Below are 19,356 nucleotides of genomic sequence, written 5' to 3' on the forward strand. Positions count from 1 at the left end.
GTCTTGCTTGGTGGCGATGACTGTTTCAACGTAATCCGGGAGGTGCATCATGCGCAAACGGATCTACTACCTCATTCCCGAACTCGTCAGCGCGCAACGGATGATGAACGATTTGTTGCTCGCCAATATCGACGAAAAGCACATCCATTTTCTCGCCAAGGAAGGCCTCGACCTGTCCACCCTGCACCGGGCGAACCTGCTGCAGGAGTCGGACATCGTGCACGGCGCCGAGCTTGGACTGGTCGTCGGCGGCGCGACCGGCCTGTTCGCCGGGCTGGTCGGCGCATTCTTCATGCTGTCCGGCACGGGCCTGCCGTGGGGCGGCGTGGTGATGGTGACCTGTGTCGCCGGCGCGCTCTTCGGCGCCTGGACGTCGAGCATGATCGGCAGTTCGGCGCCGAACAGCCGGCTGAAGCCATTTCGACGCGACATCGAGCGCGGCGAGATTCTAATGATGGTCGATGTGCCCAGATGGCGCGTTGACGAGATCGAGAAGCTGCTGCAGAGAACCCACCCCGAGGCGCATCTAGGCGGGGTCGAACCGACGATCCCGGCTTGGCCGTAGCTCGGAACGCTCAGCGGTTCTTTTGGGCATACGCCGCCTGCCGTGCGAAAGCCGGCAGGTGGCGGGCTGTCGGTGTCTGCCTGTCTACGATGATGCCCGGCCCGCCCAGCTTTCCGCGTCCTTAAGAATGCCCAAGAACAATATGCATAAGAAATACAATTAGGTAGCATGGCGCCTTTGCCATCACCATGCCCACCGACTAGGGCATCGAGGATATTCGCTTGCTTGCCAAAATCACCCGCCTGTTCCCGCTCTGGGCCATTCTGTTGTCGACGGTGGCGTATTTCACCCCCGCCAGCTTCACCCCCATCCTGCCGCATACCGGGCTGATGCTGGCGGTGATCATGTTTGCGATGGGCCTGACGCTGACCCCGGCCGACTTCAAACGCGTGCTGACCCGTCCGGCGCCGGTCGCGGCCGGCATCGTGCTGCACTATCTGGTGATGCCGTTTGCCGCCTGGGCGATCGCCAAGACCTTCCACATGTCGCCCGAACTGACCACCGGCATGGTGCTGGTGGGCAGCGTCGCCAGCGGCACCGCGTCCAACGTAATCATCTATCTCGCCCGCGGCGACGTGGCGCTGTCGGTAACGATCTCCTCGCTGTCGACGCTGGTCGGGGTGGTAGCGACGCCGCTGTTGACCCGGCTCTACGTCGACGCGTCGATCGCGGTGGATATGGTCGGCATGCTCGCCGGCATCCTGCAGATCGTCATCCTGCCGATCGGGCTGGGGCTGTTGGTCTATCGCTGTTTCGCTGCGCAGGTGCGGCGCATCGAGCCGTGGCTGCCACTGGTGTCGATGCTGGCCATCGTCACGCTGATCGCGGCCATCGTCGCCGGCAGCCAGGCGCATATCGCCTCGGTGGGCCTGCTGGTGATCGTGGCCGTGATGCTGCACAACGGCATCGGCCTCTTGGGCGGCTACTGGGGTGGTCGGCTGCTGGGCTTCGAGGAATCGGTGTGCCGCACGCTGGCGATCGAGGTCGGCATGCAGAACTCGGGGCTGGCGGCACAACTCGGCAAGACCTACTTCACCGTGCTGACTGCCCTGCCGGGCGCGCTGTTCTCGGTGTGGCACAACATCTCGGGGTCGCTTCTGGCCGGTTACTGGCAGGGCAAACCGACCGGTGTGCGCCACGAGCGCGCTCAGCCAGCGCAGCCGATCCGGGAATAGCCGGAATAGCGCCGTCCGAATCGCCAGAGTGGCGACGGCTCAGGCGTCGCCGCGATACCAGCGTGGATAGAGCCGGGCGACCACCGGGCCGGTGGCATCCAGGGCGTGACAGCCGTCGAGCTGGAACGGCTTGCGATCGTCCGGCAGCTTCACCTGGCCGACCAGCGTCTGGATCGCGCCGGTCGCCACCGTGCCGATCAGCTCGGTGATATGGGTACAGCCCTGTACGCCGCCGAACAGCTCGCGGACTTTCTTGGTAAAACCGGGGGCGATGCGCAGGCCGGCCAGCCGGGCGTAGTCGGGGGTGACGGTGTCGCAAGTGCCCTGGTACGGCATCGCGTCGGTGGCCGCACAGGCGGCGTGGATCGTCAGCGTGTCGTCGACGGTGAGGCGCAGCCACATTTCATGAATGGGCTCACCGGCCGGGCGCAGCCTGGACGCCAGCATCACGTCGCTGTCCTTGGTGTCGGTGAGATGGCCTTCGATATCCCACAGCCCGTCGGCACGGCGGTAGCCTTCGATGCGGATCTGGCGGGTATGTAGTCGTTCGCGGGGCGTGTCGGCGGTCGGCAAGGGCATGGAGTGATTCCTGATTCGGCAAAATGGTAACTCCCGTTATTTTGACGCGTTCCGCCTCATGGGACTAGCAGGCCGTTGAAATCGGCATAAGTAGCCGCCATGCCATGCAACTTCAGCTCTTTCAGCCCGCCCTCGATGTCGGGCATGGCGACGTTGTCCGACTTGACGCTGCCGCCGTACAGCAGTGTTAGACGTTAAGCGGTGGCTGGATCTGTTTGGGCCAACTCGGTGCGGATAGGTGCGGATAAAAGCTTGCGTCATCACAGGGGGACGGCCTGGCCATTCCGGTTTGCAGACATCGACCGGATATTGCTCGGCAGGGATGCTGGCAAATTTGTGCTCCCGGCCCTACCCGGCTTCGGCACGGCGTCATGCCCCTACGGTCTGGCGAAGCTCAGTTCGTGTCCGTCGGGATCGCTGATGTGGAAGTAGCGCTCGCCCCATTCGGCATCGCGCGGGGCGGCTTCGGGATGCAGCCCTTGTGCGAGCGCGCGCTCGTAGACGGCATCGACGTCCACTACGTGGAAGATCACGCGGCCCCACCAGCTCCATTGCCGGGCCGCCGGCTGGGCAATCAGATTCAAGTGGCCCGCGCCGACCTGGAAGCTTGTGAACTCCGCACTTTCCCCGCCGTAGTGCAGCGTGAAGCCGAGCGCACGGTAAAACGCCACCGCGCGCGCCATGTCATGGGTGGCCAGCGTGACCGCATTGATCGAGCGAATCGTCGCGTGTGCGGCGGCGGATGACGGTTCGCTGGCCTGCGCGGACGGCATTGGCTTGACTGCAGCGTGTAGCCACTTCAGTGCCCTTCCAGGTAGCTCATCGCGGTTGGCATGGGTCACCTCCCACAGTGGAGCGCCATAGCCGGCCTTGATCTCCTCGATGAAACCGCCACCGTGCAGCGCGACAGTCGCCACTACCGGTTTGCCGGCAGCGAGCACGGCGCGCATGCGCGCGACGAAGCCGGCGGCCAGGCACTCCATCTTGCCGACCTCGTCGACCAGGTAAGCCTCCACGCCAGCGTCGGGCACCAGCGCACCCTCGAGCATGCACTCGATCGCCGCCACATCGACGCCGTAACTGCCGACCCGGCATGGCCCGGTGAAATCCACATGCGCCATCACCGCACTGCGGCCAGCGAAGTCGTTGATCTGAAAACCGACACGCATGCCGGCTGCGCGGATCTCCTCGGTGTAAAAGCCGGCCAGCCGCCAGCCGGACAGCGCGGCGGCCAGCTGGCGGATGACCGTGGTCTTGCCGCAGCCGGGCGCGCCGGTCAATAGCAATAGCTTGCCGCGACGCTCAGGTGAATCTGACCTTGTCGGGCCATTCGCATAAGTCATACAGAACGCAGCCTCCACAGTTGGGATGGTGCGCGGTGCAGGTGATTCGGCCGTGCAGGATCATGGCGTTGGTGAATGGCGTCCATTGCGCGCTTGGCAACTGTTGCGCCAGTTCGGCCTCCACCGCGTCCGGCTTGTCCGAGTGGGCCAGCCCGAGGCGGTTCGAGACCCGCAGCACGTGCGTATCGACAGCGATGCCCGGTTCTCCGAAGGCATTGCCGAGCATCATGTTCGCAGTCTTGCGGCCCACGCCCGGTAGGGTCACGAGTTCCGCCACGCTGCCAGGCACCTCGCCGCCGAACGCCTCGACCAGCTTCCTGGCGCAGCCGATCACCAGTTTCGCCTTGTTTTTGTAGAAGCCGGTGGGCCGGATTTCCTGTTCGAAGGTTTCCGGATCCGCCGCGGCGTAGTCGCGCGCACTGCAGTACTTCTGGAACAGGGTGCGCGTAACTTGGTTGACCCGCGCGTCGGTGCACTGGGCCGACAGGATTACTGCGACTAACAGCTCAAGTGGATTGTTAAAAACGAGCGCGAGCTTCGGGTCCGGGTATTTCTGCAACAGCTGCGCGGCAATCTTGCTGGCGTCGGCCATGAGCTCGCTCCTCCGGTGCGTTGCTATCAGCTTAGCCCTTGCAAGCACCGGGGGTGGCAGGAGCCCACATCGGCGGATACGGCGGCGTGCGCATTAAGAAGTAAGCGAGCCACTTGCCGGCACGGGCGCTGCGCCGCGACGGCGGCCACCGCTTGTTCGACGGCTACGGCATCGCCTAGGTAGTAGCGACCCAACGGTTTCAAATCTTCATCCGACTCATAAAAGCGCGCTACGGTGTCTTTCAGGCATTCGGCACGCAGCGCGTTGACCGACCCCAGATCGGCGTAGCGCGGCCGACGCGGCGCTGTTTGAGGCCAAGCGGGCCGGCCGGAACCGGGTGCATTGATGGCGGGTCAGGTGGGCGTGTCCATCCGCCTTGGCCGGCCAAAGCCCCCGCGCTATGCTGGAGTCCCGCCCGGAGTTCTGGTCATGCCCTCCTCCAATCCCGTCGCCGCCCTGCTCGCCAGCCAGCGCCTGATCGTCCTCGACGGCGCCCTCGCCACCGAACTCGAGCGGCGCGGAGCCGACCTGAACGACCCCTTGTGGTCGGCACGGCTGCTGATCGAGCAGCCGGAGCTGATCCGCCGGCTGCACGAGGACTACTTCCGCGCCGGCGCCGACGTCGCCACCACCGCCAGCTACCAGGCCACCTTCGAGGGCTTCGCCCGGCGCGGCATCGATACCGAGCTGGCCGCGGCGCTGCTGCGCCGTTCGGTGGAACTGGCAACCGAAGCGCGCGACGCGTTCTGTGCCGATTCGGCCAACGTCGCGGGGCGAGCGCGGCCGCTGGTCGCCGCCTCGGTCGGGCCGTACGGCGCGATGCTCGCCGACGGTTCGGAATACCGCGGCGATTACGGCCTGGACGAAGCCGACTTGATGGCCTTCCACCGCCCGCGCCTGGCGGCGCTGCTGGCGGCCGGGCCGGACCTCTTGGCCTGCGAGACCATCCCCTGCCCGAGCGAGGCGCGTGCGCTCGCCCGGCTGTTGGCCGAGGAATTCCCGCAGGCGCACGCCTGGCTGAGCTTTTCCTGCCGCGACAACGCGCACGTCAGCGAGGGGCAGCCGCTCTCCGACTGCATCGCCGAGCTGGAAGACTGCGCGCAGATCGTCGCCGTCGGCGTCAACTGCACCGCGCCGCAGCACATCGTCCCGCTGTTGAATGCAGCGCGTTCCGCCACCGCCAAGCCGCTGTTGGTCTACCCGAATTCCGGCGAAGTCTACGACACCATGCACAAGTGCTGGCACGGCACCGCCGACGCCGCTTCGTTCGCCGCGGCGGCACGCGGCTGGGTCGACGCCGGCGCCCGGCTGATCGGCGGCTGCTGTCGCACCGGGCCGGACGAGATCCGCGCGATCGCCGCCTGGGCGCACTGAACGTTGGCCGAACCGCCGTTCAGGGGCGCGGTAACGGCAGCTGGGTCGTCTGCTTGATCGCCTCGAGCGTCACCGTCGACTTGACGCTGCGCACCAGCGGCAGGCACATCAGCTTGTTCATCACGAAGCGTGACAAGGACGGCAGGTCAGGCACCACGATGCGCAGCAGGTAGTCGGCCTCGCCGGCCGCCGCGTAGCAGTCGAGCACCTCGGGCAACTCGGCGATCGCCTCGGCGAATTCGCGCAGCGAGCTCTCGACGTGGCGCTCCAGGCTGACGTTGGCGAACGCCACCACCGACAGGCCGAGCAGATCCGCACGCAGTGCGACATGGTAGCCCTCGATGATGCCGGACTCCTCCAGCCGCTGGATGCGCCGGCCGATCTGCGACGGCGACAGCGGCACCTCCTGTGCCAGCTTCTGGTGGGTGGCGCGGGCGTCCCGCTGCAAGGCCTCCAGAATCAGGTAGTCGAAGCGGTCCAGATCGATTTTGCTCATTTCACGCACCAAGCCATATTGCAATGCGGCAAGTATGCAAAATTGACCATATCCAGGCAAACTTTGCGGCCTCGCCGCGCGGGTGGCTGCGTACACTGACGTTCTCCCCACCCGCCCCGGATCTTGTGTCATGAACGCCCCCAGCGAGTTTGTCGCCCCCGATATCACCGCCCGCAAGAACGTCGGCCTCGAGCACGCCGCCGACTTCACGCTGCCGCAGCCGCTAGCGCGCTACAGCGCCGATGATCACGCCACCTGGGCGACGCTGTACCGCCGCCAGTGCGCACTGCTGCCGGGCCGGGTCTGCGACGAGTTCCTGGAGGGGCTTGCCGCGCTCGACGTCGACGCCGAGCGGGTGCCGGATTTCGAACGGCTGAACGAGAAGCTGGCCGCCGCCACCGGCTGGCGCCTGGTCGCGGTGCCGGGGCTGATCCCCGACGAGGTATTTTTCGAGCACCTGGCCAACCGCCGCTTCCCGGTCACCTGGTGGCTGCGCGAGCCGCACCAGCTCGACTACCTGCAGGAGCCGGACGTGTTCCACGACCTGTTCGGCCATGTGCCGCTGTTGATGAACCCGGTGTTCGCCGACTACCTGCAGGCGTACGGCGCCGGCGGCATGAAGGCGAAACGGCTCGGCGCGCTGCCGATGCTGGCGCGGCTCTACTGGTACACGGTGGAATTCGGCCTGATCGCTACGCCGAACGGCCTGCGCATCTACGGCGCCGGCATCGTGTCGAGCCAGTCCGAGTCGGTGTACAGCCTGGAGAGCGCCAGCCCGAACCGGATCGGTTTCGATCTTGCGCGCATCATGCGCACCCGCTACCGGATCGACACTTTCCAGAAGAGCTACTTCGTGATCGACAGCTTCGCGCAGCTGTTCGACGCCACCGCGCCGGACTTCGCTCCGCTCTACGCCGCCTTGCAGGAGCAGGACACGATCGGCGCCGGCGACATCGCGGGCGCCGACCGGGTGCTTCACGCGGGCGATCGCGTGGGCTGGTCCGACAGCGCCGACGCCTGAGCCCGAGGTCATGAAAAAGCCCGGCTCATCGCCGGGCTGCTTCACCTTGCCGGCCAGGCGGCCTAGTGTTCGCGTTTCAGCGTGGAGATCGACGAGAACTCGTTGATCACCTGCACGACCCGGTTGGTACTCTCGCGGATCTTGTTGATCGCCTCGCCCGCGTCGTTCGCCAGCACCACGCCCTGCTCGGCCTGCTGCAGCATCGACGCCATGCTGGTAATCGCCGTATCCGTGCCCGCGCGGATCTTCTCGATCATGCCGGCGATTTCCGCGGTGGAGCTGCTGGTGCGTTCGGCCAACTTGCGCACCTCGTCGGCCACTACCGCGAAGCCGCGGCCCTGCTCGCCGGCCCGCGCCGCCTCGATCGCCGCGTTCAGCGCCAGCAGATTGGTCTGGTCGGCGATGTCGTGGATGGTGTTGACGATCGAGGTGATCTGCGACGACTGCGCGCCCAGTTCCTCGATCACGCTCGACGACACCCGCGCGCTGTCGGCGATGCGGCGCATCTCGACCGCGGCGGTTTCGATCACCGCCGCGCCCTGCACCGAGATCGCCTCGGTGCTCTCCGAGATCTTGTACGCGTCCTTGGCGTTCTCGACGTCCTTGTTGACGCTCTGCACCTTCTCACTGATGTCGGAGGCGAACTTCACCACCTTGTAGATCTTACCGTCGTCGTCGAACACCGGGTTGTACGAGGCCTCGAGCCAGAGCGGCCTGCCTGTACGATGCACCCGCTTGAACTGGCCTGAGATGAATTCGCCACGGTTGAGCCTGCTCCAGAACTCCGCGTACTCGTGCGAGCCGGTATAGCTGTCCTCGCAGAAGATACGGTGGTGCTTGCCCTGGATGTCGTTCAGCGAATAACCCAACGTATTCAGGAAGTTGTTGTTGGCGGTGAGGATGGTGCCGTCCGGCTTGAACTCGATCACCGCCATCGAGCGGTTGATCGCGTCGATCTTGTTGTTCTGCTCGTGCGCCTCGTGAACCGTCTGGGTCACGTCGGACGCGAACTTGACCACCTTGACGAGCCGGCCGTCACTGTTGAATACCGGGTTGTACGAGGCCTCCAGCCAGAGCAGCCGGCCCGAACGGTGCAGCCGCTTGAACTGGCCGGCGACAAACTCGCCACGGTTGAGCTTGGCCCAGAATTCGCTGTACGCCGGCGAGCGGGCGTGGCTGTCCTCGCAGAAGATCCGGTGATGTTTGCCCTGGATTTCCTGCAGCGTGTAACCCACCGTATTCAGGAAATTGTCGTTAGCAGTGAGGACGGTGCCGTCCGGCTTGAATTCGATCACCGCCATCGAGCGGTTGATCGCAGTCAGCATTGCGCCCTGTTCGGCGATCGTTTCTGCCTGGGCCGACAGCTCGCGCTTTAACTTGCCATTAAACATTTCTGCTTACCCTTCCGACATTCACTGGTCTGACGTTGCATGGTCTGTTTATTTTGGACTTCCCATCCTGTCATTTGAATATAGTCGAACAAATTGACAATTCATTCAAATACACTGAAAGCATACCAATTTGCCATCAGCGTTGTCTTACCGCCGCAACGCCTCCGCGAGATCGCCGGTACGCATTGGCTAGCCGCCTTGATCGACAACGACCCATTCGGGCAGTTTCGACTCAACTTGCTCTACATCGAGAATACCAATTCAATGAATTGACATCGCGGGGAGACAATCTGGCCGATCTGCTCGCCTCTCAGAATAGCGGCCCATTCATCGGATGAATTACCCAAGCATATAATGTCCGCCAATCAAGCATTGCAAATTAATATCGATGCGGCTGAAAAATAGGCTTATTAATCACGTCTAGAAAATGCAATGCGGCAGACCGGCAAGCGCAAAAAAGCGGCCCTGCCGAATCCGGTCAGGGCCGCTTGCCGTTCCGTGCTATCGGGTCAGCGCCGGCGGCGCACGATCCGCGCTTCCAGCAGCGAGAGCCCAATCGACACGGCCGCCGAGGTCAGCACCACCAGCGTCGCCATCGCCGCGGCGGCGGCGGTATTGCCGGTGTCGTCGATGGTGATGATAGACACCGCTGCGACGCTGCTGTCCGGCGAATAGAGGAAGATCAGCGCCGACACGGTGGTCATGCCCGCGACGAAGTAGTAGCGCAGCACGTCGACCAGCGCCGGCAGGCACACCGGCAGCGTCACCCGGCGCAGCGTCACCCAGAACGGCACTTTCAGCGACGCGGCGACCGCCTCGAACTCGTTGTCGAGCTGCTTGAGGGCGGTGGCAGCGGTCAGGTGCGCGGTGGTGTAGTAGTGCGCCACGGTGCACACCACCATCAGCGCGAGGCTGCCGTACAGGCCGTTCAGCGGGTTGGCCGGATGGTTGAAGAAGAACACGTAACCGAGGCCCAGCACCAGGCCCGGCACCGCCATCGGCAGCATCGCGAAGAAGCGCAGCACCTGGCGGCCCGCGCCGGCGACCTTGAGCTTTTCCACCCAGTACGCGCCGAGGAACACCAGCGGCGTGCCGATCAGGGCGGTGGCAGTGGCGAGCTTCAGGCTGTTGAAGTACACGTCCCAGCCGCCGTCGATCAGGCTGAAGTCGTAGTGGTCCAGCGTCAGCTTGAGGTTGTACGGCCAGTAGCCGATGAACGAGGCGACGATGCCGACGCCGAGCAGCGCCAACAGCAGCACCGACACCAGCGAGAGGAAGCCGAACGCCGCCGCGTCGCGCCCCCTGCCCCGCCCCGGCACGTACTGCACCGCGCGCGCGGTGATCGCCGCCTGCTGACGGCGCGCCATCCGTCGTTCCAGCACGAAGGCCAGCACCGCCGGCAACAACAGCATCAGGCCGACTACCGCGCCGCGCTCGAAGTTTTGCTGGCCGATCACCTGCTTGTACGCCTCGACCGCCAGCACGCTGTAGTTGCCGCCGACCACCTTCGGCACACCGAAGTCGGTGATCACCAAGGTGAACACCACCAGGCCGGCCGACATCAGGCCGTAGCGCGCCCCGGGCAAGGTGATCGTGAAGAACTGCCGCCAGGCACTGGCGCCCATGCTGCGCGCCGCTTCGAACAGGCGCGCGTCGGCGCTGGCGAGCGCGGTGGTCAGGATCAGCAGCGCGTGCGGGAAGGTATAGAACAGCTCGCCGAGCACAATGCCCCAGAAGCCGTAGATGCTGCTATCGCCCATCCAGTTCTTCAGCAGGCCCTGGTTGCCGAACAGGTAGACGATCGAGATCGCCGGCATCAGCGACGGCGCCAACAGCGGCGTCAGCGCGATCTGACGAAACACCGGGCGGCCGATCACCCGGCTGCGCATCAGCGCCCAGGCGAAGCCGAACGCCAGGGGCAGCACGATCGCGGTCACCGTCAGCGACACCGCGAAGCTGTTGAGCGTGGCGCGCATCAGGCCGGGCGAGTCGAGCACTTCGGCAAAGTGCGCGAGGCCGGCGAAACGGCCGTCCGACTGCATCACAGCGCGACCGAGAATCGCCATCAGCGGCAGGCCGAGCAGCAACGCCAAGAGCGCCACCCACAGCCACACCAGAGCCTGCGCGATGGCGGTCTCGCCATCGCCACGTTGGCCGAAGCCGGCAAGCCAGCCCCGCAAGGAGCGCCGCGCCACGCTGCTCATGCGCGCTCCTCCGGGTAGGCGACCAGCTGCGCGGCCGGCAGCTCGATCGGCACGATCTCGCCCGGCACCAGCGGCTGGCGGTTAAGCATCGACGGGCAGACCTCGGCGGTCAGCGTCACGCCGGGCATGCCCTCGGGCAGCAGCCGCAGCCGGGTCATCGCGCCGGCGAAGCTGACGTCGGCAATGCGCGCCAGCAGCGTGTTCGGCGCCGCTTCCCAGCGCGGCTTGACCAGGACGTCCTCGGGGCGCACGAACAAGGTGTACGCCTCGCCGTCGGCCAACCGGCCGGCCACTGCCAGCCGGTGCGCGCCGACCGTCACGCCGTGGGCGTCGACGCGGACGGCCGGCAGCCAGTTGGCGTCGCCGACGAATTCGGCGACGAAGCGGCTGACCGGACGGCGGTAGATCTCGGCCGGGGTGCCGACCTGCTCGATGCGGCCGTTATTCATCACCACCACCCGGTCGGCGATCGCCAGCGCCTCGGTCTGGTCGTGGGTCACCATCAGGGTGGTGACGCCGAGCTTCTTCTGCAGACGTTTGAGTTCGTCGCGCAACTTGTCGCGCACCCGCGCGTCCAGCGCCGATAACGGCTCGTCGAGCAAGAGCAGGCCCGGCGAGGTGGCCAAGGCGCGCGCCAGCGCGACGCGCTGCTGCTGGCCGCCGGACAGCTGCGACGGGTATTTGTCCTCGCTGCCGGGCAGGCCGACCATGTCCAGGAGCTCGCGCACCCGCTCGCGGTGGCGGGCACGCTCGCGGCGCGGCGTCAGGCCGTAGGCGATGTTGTCGCAAACGCTCAGGTTGGGAAACAGCGCGTAGCTCTGGAACACGATGCCGTAGTCGCGCTTGGCCGGCGGCAGCCGGGTGATGTCGCGGTCGCGCAGCGTGATGCGGCCCTGGTCGGGCAGGTCGAGACCGGCGATCTGGCGCAGCAACGTGGTCTTGCCGCAGCCGGACGGGCCGAGCAGGCAGACGAACTCGCCGTGGCGCAGCGCCAGCGACACGTCGTCTAGCGCGGTAAACGCGCCGTAGCGCCGGGTCAGGCCGTGGACGGCGAGATAGGGGGAATCGGTGAAGATGGTATCGGCGGGTTTCATCGGGCTCTCCAGAAACTCACCAAAGCCGGCCTGGCGGCCGGCTTCAGTCAGCGTCCGTTTAGGGGGACGGTAAAGAAAGCGCGCCTCAAAGCGTGGCGAGCGGGCGTCAGCGAGGGGCGGACGGAGCGCAGGAACCGGAATGTACTGAAGTACATGAGGATTCCTGACAGCTGAGCGAATCAGCAGATTCGCACGCTGACCGCCCAACCCGAGATCACGCCCGCGCAGTAGCTTTGTGGACGCTTTCATCAGCTCTTCGGGGCGGCCTTACTGTCATACCGCTTGCTCCATTCCTTCAGGATGGAATCACGCTCCTGGGCAGCCCACGAGAAGTTGTTCTTGACCAGACGCTTGGAGTAGTCGGCCGGGATGAGCGGGTTCGGCTTGGCGACGCCCGGCATCGCCAGCACCGCGTAGTTCTTGTCGTACTGCTCCATCGCCTCGCGGCTGGCGGCGAAGTCGGCCAGTTTCTTGGCGGCGTCCAGGTTCTTGGTGCCCTTGATGATCGCGGTGGCTTCCAGATCCCAGCCCAGGCCTTCTTTCGGGAAGATCAGGTCGATCGGGGCGCCCTTCTCCTTCAGCTGTGCGCCACGGTATTCGAACGAGATGCCGATCGGGTACTCGCCCGACGCGGCCATCGTGCACGGCTTGGAGCCCGAGTGCAGGTACTGCGCGATATTGCCGTGCAGGCGGTCCATATAGTTCCAGCCCTTCTTCTCGCCGAACATCTGCAGCCAGGCCGACACGTCGAGGAAGCCGGTACCGCTCGAGGCCGGGTGCGGCATCACGATCTGGCCCTTGTAGATCGGCTTGGTCAGGTCTTCCCAGCTGGTCGGCTTCGGCAGGCCCTTCTTGGCCGCTTCGACGGTGTTGAAACAGACGGTGGCGGCCCAGACGTCCATGCCGACCCACTTCGGCGGGTTGGCCGGGTCGCGGAAGTGCGGGGTGATCTGCGCCAGGCCCTTCGGCGCGTACGGCTGCAGCATGTTCTGGTTGCCCAGCACCTGCAGGCTGGTGGCGGCCAGGCCCCAGACCGCGTCGGCCTGCGGGTTGTTCTTCTCGGACAGCAGCTTGGCGGTGATCACGCCGGTCGACTCGCGCACCCAGCGGATCTTGATGTCCGGGTTCGCCTTGGCGAACGCCTCTTCGTACGGCTTGATCTGGTCCGCTTCGAGCGCGGTATAGACGGTCAGCGTGCTGGCGGCGGTGGCGGACAGCGAGACAAGAGCCACGGCGGTCGCGGCGAACAGGGACTTGAGCTGCATCGAATCACTCCACAAAGTTTAGACGTATAGACGAATTTGTCTACGTAGCAACACACAACACGAGTACGAACGCCGCTACCTTAAATCCCGACCGTTACATCGCGGTGACGTCTTCGTGACAGTTTTCGCCATGCGGAATGACCCGGTCACGCCGTTGCGTGTGGCACGCCCTGCGAAGTGCCCTTTCCCACCGACCGCCGTGGCCGGCTTCGAGCTAGCGGCCCGACAACCAGCCGAGCAGCGTCTCGCCGGCGTCGGCGAGCAGCCCGTCGTTCAGCAGCACCCGAGCATGCGGCGGCGGGCTGAACGCACCGGCTTCGGCCAACCTGTGGCGGATCTGCACCTCGCTCTCGCGGCCGCGCGCCGCCAGCCGTTTGGCCAACACCTCGGGGCTCGCACCTATCCACAGCGGGATCAGACCCGGGAAGCACCGTTCGGCCAACGGCAGCGCCGAGCGCGAACCGTTCACCACCACGTCGAGCCCCTGCGCCAGCCACTGCTCGACCTCGACGCCGAGGCCGTACGACAGGCCGTTGCGGTGCCACACCAGCGCGAAGCAGCCGGCGCGCTCGCGCTGCGCGAACTCGTCGGGGCGCAGCGCCACGTGGTTCTCGCCGCCGGCATCGGCCGGGCGGGTGATGTAGCGGTGCGCGAACAGCACCCGCGCGTCGCCACCGAGCCGCTCGCGCGCGTAGCCGATCACCGAGTCCTTGCCGGCGCCGGACGGGCCGAGCACATACCAGAGCCTCCCCCGTTCAGTCGCCATGGCGTTGCACCTCCCCGTCGAAGCCGATGTGGGCGAGATAACGGAACGGCGCGCCGGGCGCCGGCTCGACGAACAACGCGATGCCGTCGACGCGGGCCTCGAGCGCGCCGGCAAAGTGCGAGCGCGCGAACGCGGCGAGCCGGTCTGTTTCCCCGCCGCCGTCGAGATGGTCGCTGAGCGTCAGGTGGAAGCGGTAATGCTCGAACACATAGGGATAGCCCCAGCGCGCCAGCAGCTCGCGCTCACGCTCGGCGAGGCCCGCGCCACGGCGTGCCTGAGCGGCGGCGTCCGGCAGGCGAGCGAGCGGCGCGAGGCTGGTTACGCAGGCGGCGGCCAGTTCGGCCAAGCTTACGTCTTCACCATCCGGTCGCAGCGCCAGGAAACTGCTCAGCGGCTCGACCCGCAGCGACACCGTGAACGGAGCGAAGCGCCGCGCCAGCGCCCGCGTCGCCGCGATCAGCTCGGCCTCGGTGACGCCGTCGGCCAGCGCGAACGGCGCCCTCAAGGTGGCGTGCCAGCCGTAGCGGGCCGGGACCCGAGTGAGCTGGACTAAGCGTTCGGCCGACACCGTCTCCGAACCGGGCTGCGTCACCACAATCCCGCTCGCCGCGTCCCAACCGAGCCAGGCCGAGCCGCGCCGCCACAGCGCACTGTCCTGACGCGGTGCGTAATAGAGCGCGTAGCGCATCACTCGTCCTCCTCTTCCATCACCAGCTGCACCAGGTCGCCGTTGAAGCGGGTGACGCCGTACTGCACCGGCTGGCCGTCGGCGTCGACGTTCAGCGACTTCACGTGCAGCACCGGCCGGTTCTTCGGCAGGTGCAGGTAGTCAACCGTCTCGGCGTCGGGCAGCCGCGCGCTGACCTTGGTGAATCTCCGGGTGTAGTCGGCGACGCCGAAGTGCGCCAGCGTGCGCGTCACCGAACGCAGTTCGGCGTACACCGCCGGCAGCCCGGCGAAGCGCGGCGCCGGGAAGAACAGCGTCGAGGTGTCGACGATGCGGCCGTCGACGCGGCTGACCGTCTTCAGCCTATAGAGCTCGCTGCCCTGCGCCACGTCGAGCAGCTCGGCCAGCTCGACGTTGGCCGGCACGCTGTCGCTCGCCAAGAGCTCGATGTCCGAGCGCAGGTTCTGCCGCGCCATGTTCTGCGAGAAGCGGGTGCGCTTGCTGATCGCGTAGTCGATCGCGTTTTCCTGCACGAAAGTGCCGCGGCCCTGCTCGACGCGCAGCAGGCCGCGCTCGACCAGCGCCGACACCGCGCGGCGGATGGTGTGGCGATTGACCGCGAAGCGTTCGGCCAACTGCAGTTCGGTGGGGATGCGTTCGCCGGTCGGCATCGCGCCGCTGGCGATGTCTTCGGCCAAGCTGCCTTCGATCTGGCGCCAGACGGCGATGCCCGAGCCACGTTCGATCATGGAGTCGTCCTTTAAAAAGCGGTGGCGACGGCTTGCGGGAAGACGGCGCTAGACGTCCAGCCCCGCCATCGAACCGTCACAAATAATTCACCGGATTGTGCTGTTAAACGGCCTTCGCCGACCATTATCATGCAGTCGTCTATACGTTTATATGAATTTTTAGCGAAACGGCGGTAACCATGAGCCCACACCCGATTCCGCAACGTCAGCACTGGATGCGCATCCTCGCGCTGACCCCGCCCGACAGGTTGGCCGAAGCGCTGACCCCGGCCCTGCCGCAAGAGGACAACGCCCACTGGCTGCGCCGCCCCGAGACGGGCCTGGTGATGCTGCGCGGCCGCGCCGGCGGCACCGGCGCCCAGTTCAACCTCGGCGAAGCCAGCGTCACCCGCGCGTCGGTGACCCTGGCAGGCCAGGTCGGCCACGCCTGGGTGCGCGGCTCCGACGCTCGCCACGCCGAGCTGGCCGCGCTGGCCGACGCGCTGCTGCAAAGCCCGGTGCACCACGCCGACCTGATGGCCGGCGTGATCGCGCCGCTTGCGGCCGAGTTGGCCGAACGCCGCGCCACCGCCAGCCGCGCCGCCGCGGCGAGCAAGGTCGAGTTCTTCACCATGGTTCGGGGGGAATGATGTTACTGCCTCAATTTGACACGCCGGTGCACGATGCCCAGCGCACCTTCCGCACCGTGCTGGCCGCCCTGGCCGAGCCGCTCGCGCCGCTGACCCTGCCGGTGCTACCGCCGGCACCCGAGGGGCTGCTGCCCGCTACCGCCGCGCTGCTGGTGACGCTGCTCGACCAGGAGGTCAGCCTGTTTTCGGCCGACCTACCTGACGGCGCCGCCGAATGGCTGCGCTTTCACAGCGGCGTGCGCCTGACTGACGAGCCGGCCAGCGCCGACTTCGTGCTGGTGCGCGACGGTAAAGCGCTGCCTCTGCTTACCACCCTCAAGGCCGGCGAGCCGGCCTATCCGGACCGTTCGGCGACGCTGATCGTCGAGACCGCCGGCTTCGGCAGCGAGCAGGTCGAGGGCCGCGGCCCGGGTTTCGCCGCGCCGCGCCGCTTCGGCGCCAGCGCGCTGACTGCCGCGTTCTGGGCCGACTGGAAAGTGAACCAGGCGCGCTTCCCGCTCGGCGTCGACGTGCTGCTGGTCAGCGCCGATGCGGTGGCCGGGCTGCCGCGCACCACCGTTATCCGGGAGCTGTGACATGTACGTTGCCGTTAAGGGCGGGGAAACCGCCATCCTGAATTCCTACGAGCTGCTTGCCGCCGAGCGCCGCGGCGAGCAGGAAACGCCGGAACTGACGCTGGCGCAGATCAAGGGCCAGATGCGCCTCGCGCTGGCGCGGGTGATGCAGGAAGGGTCGCTGTACGACGAGGAGCTGGCCGCACTGGCGCTGAAGCAGGCATCGGGCGATGCGACCGAGGCGGTATTCCTCTTGCGCGCGTTCCGCACCACCTTGCCGCGACTCGGCTACAGCCTGCCGCTTAACACCGCGGCGATGCGGGTGCGCCGTCGCGTGTCCGGCACCTTCAAGGACGTGCCGGGCGGCCAGGTGCTCGGCCCGACGCCGGACTACACCCAGCGCCTGCTCGACTTCACCCTGGCCGCCACTGGCAATCAGCCGAGCCCAACGTTGGCCGAACAGCCGCTGCCGGACACGCTGCCCTGTGTGCTCGACGTGCTCGGCGGCGAGGGGCTGATCGAGCCGGAACGGCCGGCCGACGGTGACCCGGCGCCGAAGGACCTGACCCGCGAGCCGCTGATGTTCCCGGCCGACCGCGCCACCCGCCTACAGAACCTGGCGCGCGGCGACGAGGGCTACCTGCTCGGCCTCGCCTACTCCACCCAGCGCGGCTACGCCGAGAGCCACCCGTTCGCCGGCGAGATCCGCATGGGCGAAGTGGCGGTGACGGTATGCCCGGAGGAACTCGGCTTCGAGGTCGAGATCGGCGAGATCACCCTGACCGAGTGCCAGATGATCAACCAGTTCGCCGGCAGCAGCACCGCGCCGCCGCAGTTCACCCGCGGCTACGGCCTCTCGTTCGGCGAGGGCGAGCGCAAGGCGATGGCGATGGCGCTGGTCGACCGCAGCCTGCGCGCCAGCGAGCTGGGCGAAGACATCCACGCCCCGGCGCAGCAGCAGGAATTCGTGCTCTACCACACCGACAGCGTCGAGGCGTCCGGCTTCGTGCAGCATTTGAAGCTGCCGCACTACGTCGACTTCCAGGCCGAACTGTCGCTGATCCGCACCCTGCGCAAGCAATTCGACACCCAGCAAGGGGACGAGGCATGAACATCGAATACAACTACGGCTTCCTCGACGAGAACACCAAGCGGATGCTGCGCCGCGGCCTGTTGAAAGCCGTCGCCATCCCCGGCTACCAGGTGCCGTTCGGCAGCCGCGAGATGCCGCTGCCCTACGGCTGGGGCACCGGCGGCATCCAAGTGACCGCCAGCATCATCGGCCAGACCGACACCCTGAAGGTGATCGACCAGGGCGCCGACGACACCACCAACGCGGTCAACATCCGCCGCTTCTTCGGCCGGGTGGCCGAGGTGGCGACCACCGAGCGCACCGTCGAGGCGACGGTGATCCAGACCCGCCACCGCATCCCGGAGACCGCGCTGAAATCCGGCCAAATTGTCGTGTTCCAGGTGCCGGAGCCGGAGCCGCTGCGCACGCTGGAGGCGAGCGAAGTGGAGACCCGCCAGCTGCACGCGCACCAGGAATACGGCCTGATGCACGTGAAGCTGTACGAGGACATCGCCCGCTACGGCCACATCGCCACCAGCTACGACTACCCGGTGATGGTGAACGGCCGGTATCTCACCTCGCCGTCGCCGATCCCGAAGTTCGACAACCCGAAGCTGCACCAAAGCCCGGCGCTGCTCTTGTTCGGTGCCGGTCGCGAGAAGCGCCTGTACGCGATCCCGCCGTATACCGACGTGGAAAGCCTGGCCTTCGACGACCACCCCTTCGACGTGCAGCAGTGGGACAGCCACTGCGCACTGTGCGGCTCGACCGAGTCCTACCTCGACGAAATCATCACCGACGACGCCGGCAGCCGGCTATTCGTCTGCTCCGACACCGATTACTGCGCCACGCACCAGCAGGAGGCGAAGCAATGACCCCGATCCTCTCCGTCCGTCAGGTCGCCAAGCGCTACGGCCAACGTTACGGCTGCCGCGAGGTCAGCTTCGATCTCTACCCCGGCGAGGTGCTGTGCATCGTCGGCGAATCCGGCTCGGGCAAGTCGACGCTGCTGTCGACGCTGGCCGGCAAGCTGGCCGCCGACGAGGGCGAGGTCACCTTCCGTGACGTCAACGGCACCGAGCACGACTTGTTGCCCTTGGCCGAAGCCGACCGCCGTCGACTGGCCCGCACCGAATGGGGCTTCGTCACCCAGCACGCCCGCGACGGCCTGCGCATGAACGTGTCGGCCGGTGCCAACGTCAGCGAGCGGCTGATGGCGCTCGGCCAACGCCACTACGGCGAGCTGCGCGCCACCGCCGCCGAATGGTTGGAAAAGGTCGAGATCAGCGCCGAGCGGCTGGACGACCGCCCGAGCCAGTTCTCCGGCGGCATGCAGCAGCGGCTGCAGATCGCCCGCAACCTGGTCACCAAGCCGCGCCTGGTGTTCATGGACGAGCCGACCGGCGGCCTCGACGTATCGGTACAGGCGCGCTTTCTCGACCTGCTGCGGCGACTGGTTCACGAGACTGGCATTGCTGTAATCATGGTGACGCACGATCTGGGCGTGGCCCGGCTGTTGGCGCACCGCACGCTGGTGATGCAGCAGGGCCGTGTGGTCGAGGCCGGGCTGACCGACCAGATTCTCGACGACCCGCAGCATCCGTATACGCAGTTGCTGGTTTCTTCGATTTTGCAGGCTTGAGGCATGAGCGGCCGGCCGAGCGACGCCCTTTTCTGTAGCCCTGAGGAGTGCCCCAAAGGGGCCGAGTCCGGGTCCGCCCCGACACGCTCCCCGGACTCGCCCTGCGGGCTCCTCCGGGCTACGGGTGCGGTTGCGCCGGCAGGCAGGCCTCAACACGATTGCCATTGGCAGGTATCAC

20 protein-coding genes and 1 other RNA gene are annotated in these 19,356 nt (G+C 66.5%); 9 read left to right on the top strand and 12 right to left on the bottom strand.

Annotated elements, in window-relative coordinates; translation table 11 throughout:
• The first annotated feature begins 49 nt into the window (after positions 1–49).
• Positions 50–565 carry a DUF1269 domain-containing protein gene (locus ACZ2IA_RS05395; protein WP_470291545.1) on the top strand — a complete coding sequence of 172 codons (516 nt, stop codon included), beginning with the start codon at positions 50–52 and terminating at the stop codon, positions 563–565.
• A 221-nt stretch (positions 566–786) separates the two neighbouring features.
• Positions 787–1,740 carry a ketopantoate/pantoate/pantothenate transporter PanS gene (gene panS, locus ACZ2IA_RS05400; protein ID WP_470291546.1) on the top strand — a complete coding sequence of 318 codons (954 nt, stop codon included), beginning with the start codon at positions 787–789 and terminating at the stop codon, positions 1,738–1,740.
• Between the two features lie 39 nt (positions 1,741–1,779).
• Here the strand turns inward: panS and ACZ2IA_RS05405 are convergent, their stop codons facing one another.
• The 3 genes from ACZ2IA_RS05405 to nth all read right to left on the bottom strand — a co-directional run bounded on the left by ACZ2IA_RS05405 (position 1,780) and on the right by nth (position 4,254).
• Entirely contained in the window at positions 1,780–2,319 is a 540-nt protein-coding gene (locus tag ACZ2IA_RS05405; RefSeq protein WP_470291547.1) for a DUF2889 domain-containing protein, read from the bottom strand.
• Positions 2,320–2,696: 377 nt separating this feature from the next.
• Complete coding sequence (locus ACZ2IA_RS05410) at positions 2,697–3,662, bottom strand: nucleoside-triphosphatase (protein ID WP_470291548.1); 966 nt, start codon at positions 3,660–3,662, stop codon at positions 2,697–2,699.
• A complete protein-coding gene (gene nth, locus ACZ2IA_RS05415) occupies positions 3,622–4,254 on the bottom strand; it encodes an endonuclease III (RefSeq protein ID WP_470291549.1) in 633 nt (210 codons plus the stop codon). Before nth ends, ACZ2IA_RS05410 begins: the two co-directional genes overlap by 41 nt.
• A 429-nt stretch (positions 4,255–4,683) precedes the next feature.
• Here nth and mmuM point away from each other — a divergent pair, with 429 nt between their 5' ends.
• Complete coding sequence (mmuM, locus tag ACZ2IA_RS05420; RefSeq protein WP_470291550.1) at positions 4,684–5,628, top strand: homocysteine S-methyltransferase; 945 nt, start codon at positions 4,684–4,686, stop codon at positions 5,626–5,628.
• A 19-nt stretch (positions 5,629–5,647) separates the two neighbouring features.
• On the opposite strand, the gene ACZ2IA_RS05425 is transcribed toward mmuM, so the two are convergent.
• Positions 5,648–6,124, bottom strand: a complete 477-nt coding sequence (locus tag ACZ2IA_RS05425) for an Lrp/AsnC family transcriptional regulator (protein WP_470291551.1) — start codon at positions 6,122–6,124, stop codon at positions 5,648–5,650.
• A 130-nt stretch (positions 6,125–6,254) separates the two neighbouring features.
• On the opposite strand from ACZ2IA_RS05425, the gene phhA reads away from it, so the two are divergent.
• On the top strand, positions 6,255–7,145 hold the full coding sequence (gene phhA / locus ACZ2IA_RS05430; protein ID WP_470291552.1) for a phenylalanine 4-monooxygenase: 891 nt from the start codon (positions 6,255–6,257) through the stop codon (positions 7,143–7,145).
• A 62-nt stretch (positions 7,146–7,207) separates the two neighbouring features.
• On the opposite strand, the gene ACZ2IA_RS05435 is transcribed toward phhA, so the two are convergent.
• The 8 genes from ACZ2IA_RS05435 to phnF form a co-directional block, all read right to left on the bottom strand.
• A complete protein-coding gene (locus ACZ2IA_RS05435; RefSeq protein ID WP_470291553.1) occupies positions 7,208–8,536 on the bottom strand; it encodes a methyl-accepting chemotaxis protein in 1,329 nt (442 codons plus the stop codon).
• A gap of 509 nt (positions 8,537–9,045) precedes the next feature.
• Complete coding sequence (locus ACZ2IA_RS05440) at positions 9,046–10,740, bottom strand: putative 2-aminoethylphosphonate ABC transporter permease subunit (RefSeq protein ID WP_470291554.1); 1,695 nt, start codon at positions 10,738–10,740, stop codon at positions 9,046–9,048.
• Entirely contained in the window at positions 10,737–11,834 is a 1,098-nt protein-coding gene (locus ACZ2IA_RS05445) for a putative 2-aminoethylphosphonate ABC transporter ATP-binding protein (RefSeq protein ID WP_470291555.1), read from the bottom strand. The genes ACZ2IA_RS05440 and ACZ2IA_RS05445 overlap by 4 nt, the downstream gene beginning before the upstream one ends.
• A gap of 82 nt (positions 11,835–11,916) precedes the next feature.
• Positions 11,917–11,989: non-coding RNA, sX9 sRNA (locus tag ACZ2IA_RS05450), on the bottom strand.
• Positions 11,990–12,082: 93 nt separating this feature from the next.
• The gene (locus ACZ2IA_RS05455) at positions 12,083–13,099 is read right to left on the bottom strand and encodes a putative 2-aminoethylphosphonate ABC transporter substrate-binding protein (protein ID WP_470291556.1); all 1,017 of its coding nucleotides are present in this window, start codon (positions 13,097–13,099) and stop codon (positions 12,083–12,085) included.
• A gap of 214 nt (positions 13,100–13,313) precedes the next feature.
• Entirely contained in the window at positions 13,314–13,865 is a 552-nt protein-coding gene (gene phnN, locus ACZ2IA_RS05460; protein ID WP_470291557.1) for a phosphonate metabolism protein/1,5-bisphosphokinase (PRPP-forming) PhnN, read from the bottom strand.
• Entirely contained in the window at positions 13,855–14,553 is a 699-nt protein-coding gene (locus ACZ2IA_RS05465; RefSeq protein ID WP_470291558.1) for a DUF1045 domain-containing protein, read from the bottom strand. Before ACZ2IA_RS05465 ends, phnN begins: the two co-directional genes overlap by 11 nt.
• Complete coding sequence (gene phnF / locus ACZ2IA_RS05470) at positions 14,553–15,281, bottom strand: phosphonate metabolism transcriptional regulator PhnF (protein WP_470291559.1); 729 nt, start codon at positions 15,279–15,281, stop codon at positions 14,553–14,555. The genes ACZ2IA_RS05465 and phnF overlap by 1 nt, the downstream gene beginning before the upstream one ends.
• A 179-nt stretch (positions 15,282–15,460) precedes the next feature.
• Here phnF and phnG point away from each other — a divergent pair, with 179 nt between their 5' ends.
• Genes phnG through phnK form a run of 5 tightly spaced genes read left to right on the top strand, consistent with a single transcriptional unit; the run spans position 15,461 to position 19,178 of the window.
• Positions 15,461–15,910: a phosphonate C-P lyase system protein PhnG gene (phnG, locus tag ACZ2IA_RS05475; protein WP_470291560.1), complete on the top strand. Its 450-nt coding sequence runs from the start codon at positions 15,461–15,463 to the stop codon at positions 15,908–15,910.
• The gene (gene phnH / locus ACZ2IA_RS05480) at positions 15,910–16,485 is read left to right on the top strand and encodes a phosphonate C-P lyase system protein PhnH (RefSeq protein ID WP_470291561.1); all 576 of its coding nucleotides are present in this window, start codon (positions 15,910–15,912) and stop codon (positions 16,483–16,485) included. Before phnG ends, phnH begins: the two co-directional genes overlap by 1 nt.
• Before the next feature lies 1 nt (position 16,486).
• On the top strand, positions 16,487–17,575 hold the full coding sequence (locus tag ACZ2IA_RS05485; protein WP_470291562.1) for a carbon-phosphorus lyase complex subunit: 1,089 nt from the start codon (positions 16,487–16,489) through the stop codon (positions 17,573–17,575).
• Entirely contained in the window at positions 17,572–18,411 is an 840-nt protein-coding gene (locus tag ACZ2IA_RS05490) for an alpha-D-ribose 1-methylphosphonate 5-phosphate C-P-lyase PhnJ (RefSeq protein ID WP_470291563.1), read from the top strand. Before ACZ2IA_RS05485 ends, ACZ2IA_RS05490 begins: the two co-directional genes overlap by 4 nt.
• Complete coding sequence (gene phnK, locus ACZ2IA_RS05495) at positions 18,408–19,178, top strand: phosphonate C-P lyase system protein PhnK (RefSeq protein WP_470291564.1); 771 nt, start codon at positions 18,408–18,410, stop codon at positions 19,176–19,178. The genes ACZ2IA_RS05490 and phnK overlap by 4 nt, the downstream gene beginning before the upstream one ends.
• Positions 19,179–19,356: the final 178 nt, after the last annotated feature.

The sequence above is a fragment of the Crenobacter sp. CS_VA4 genome (assembly GCF_055597485.1).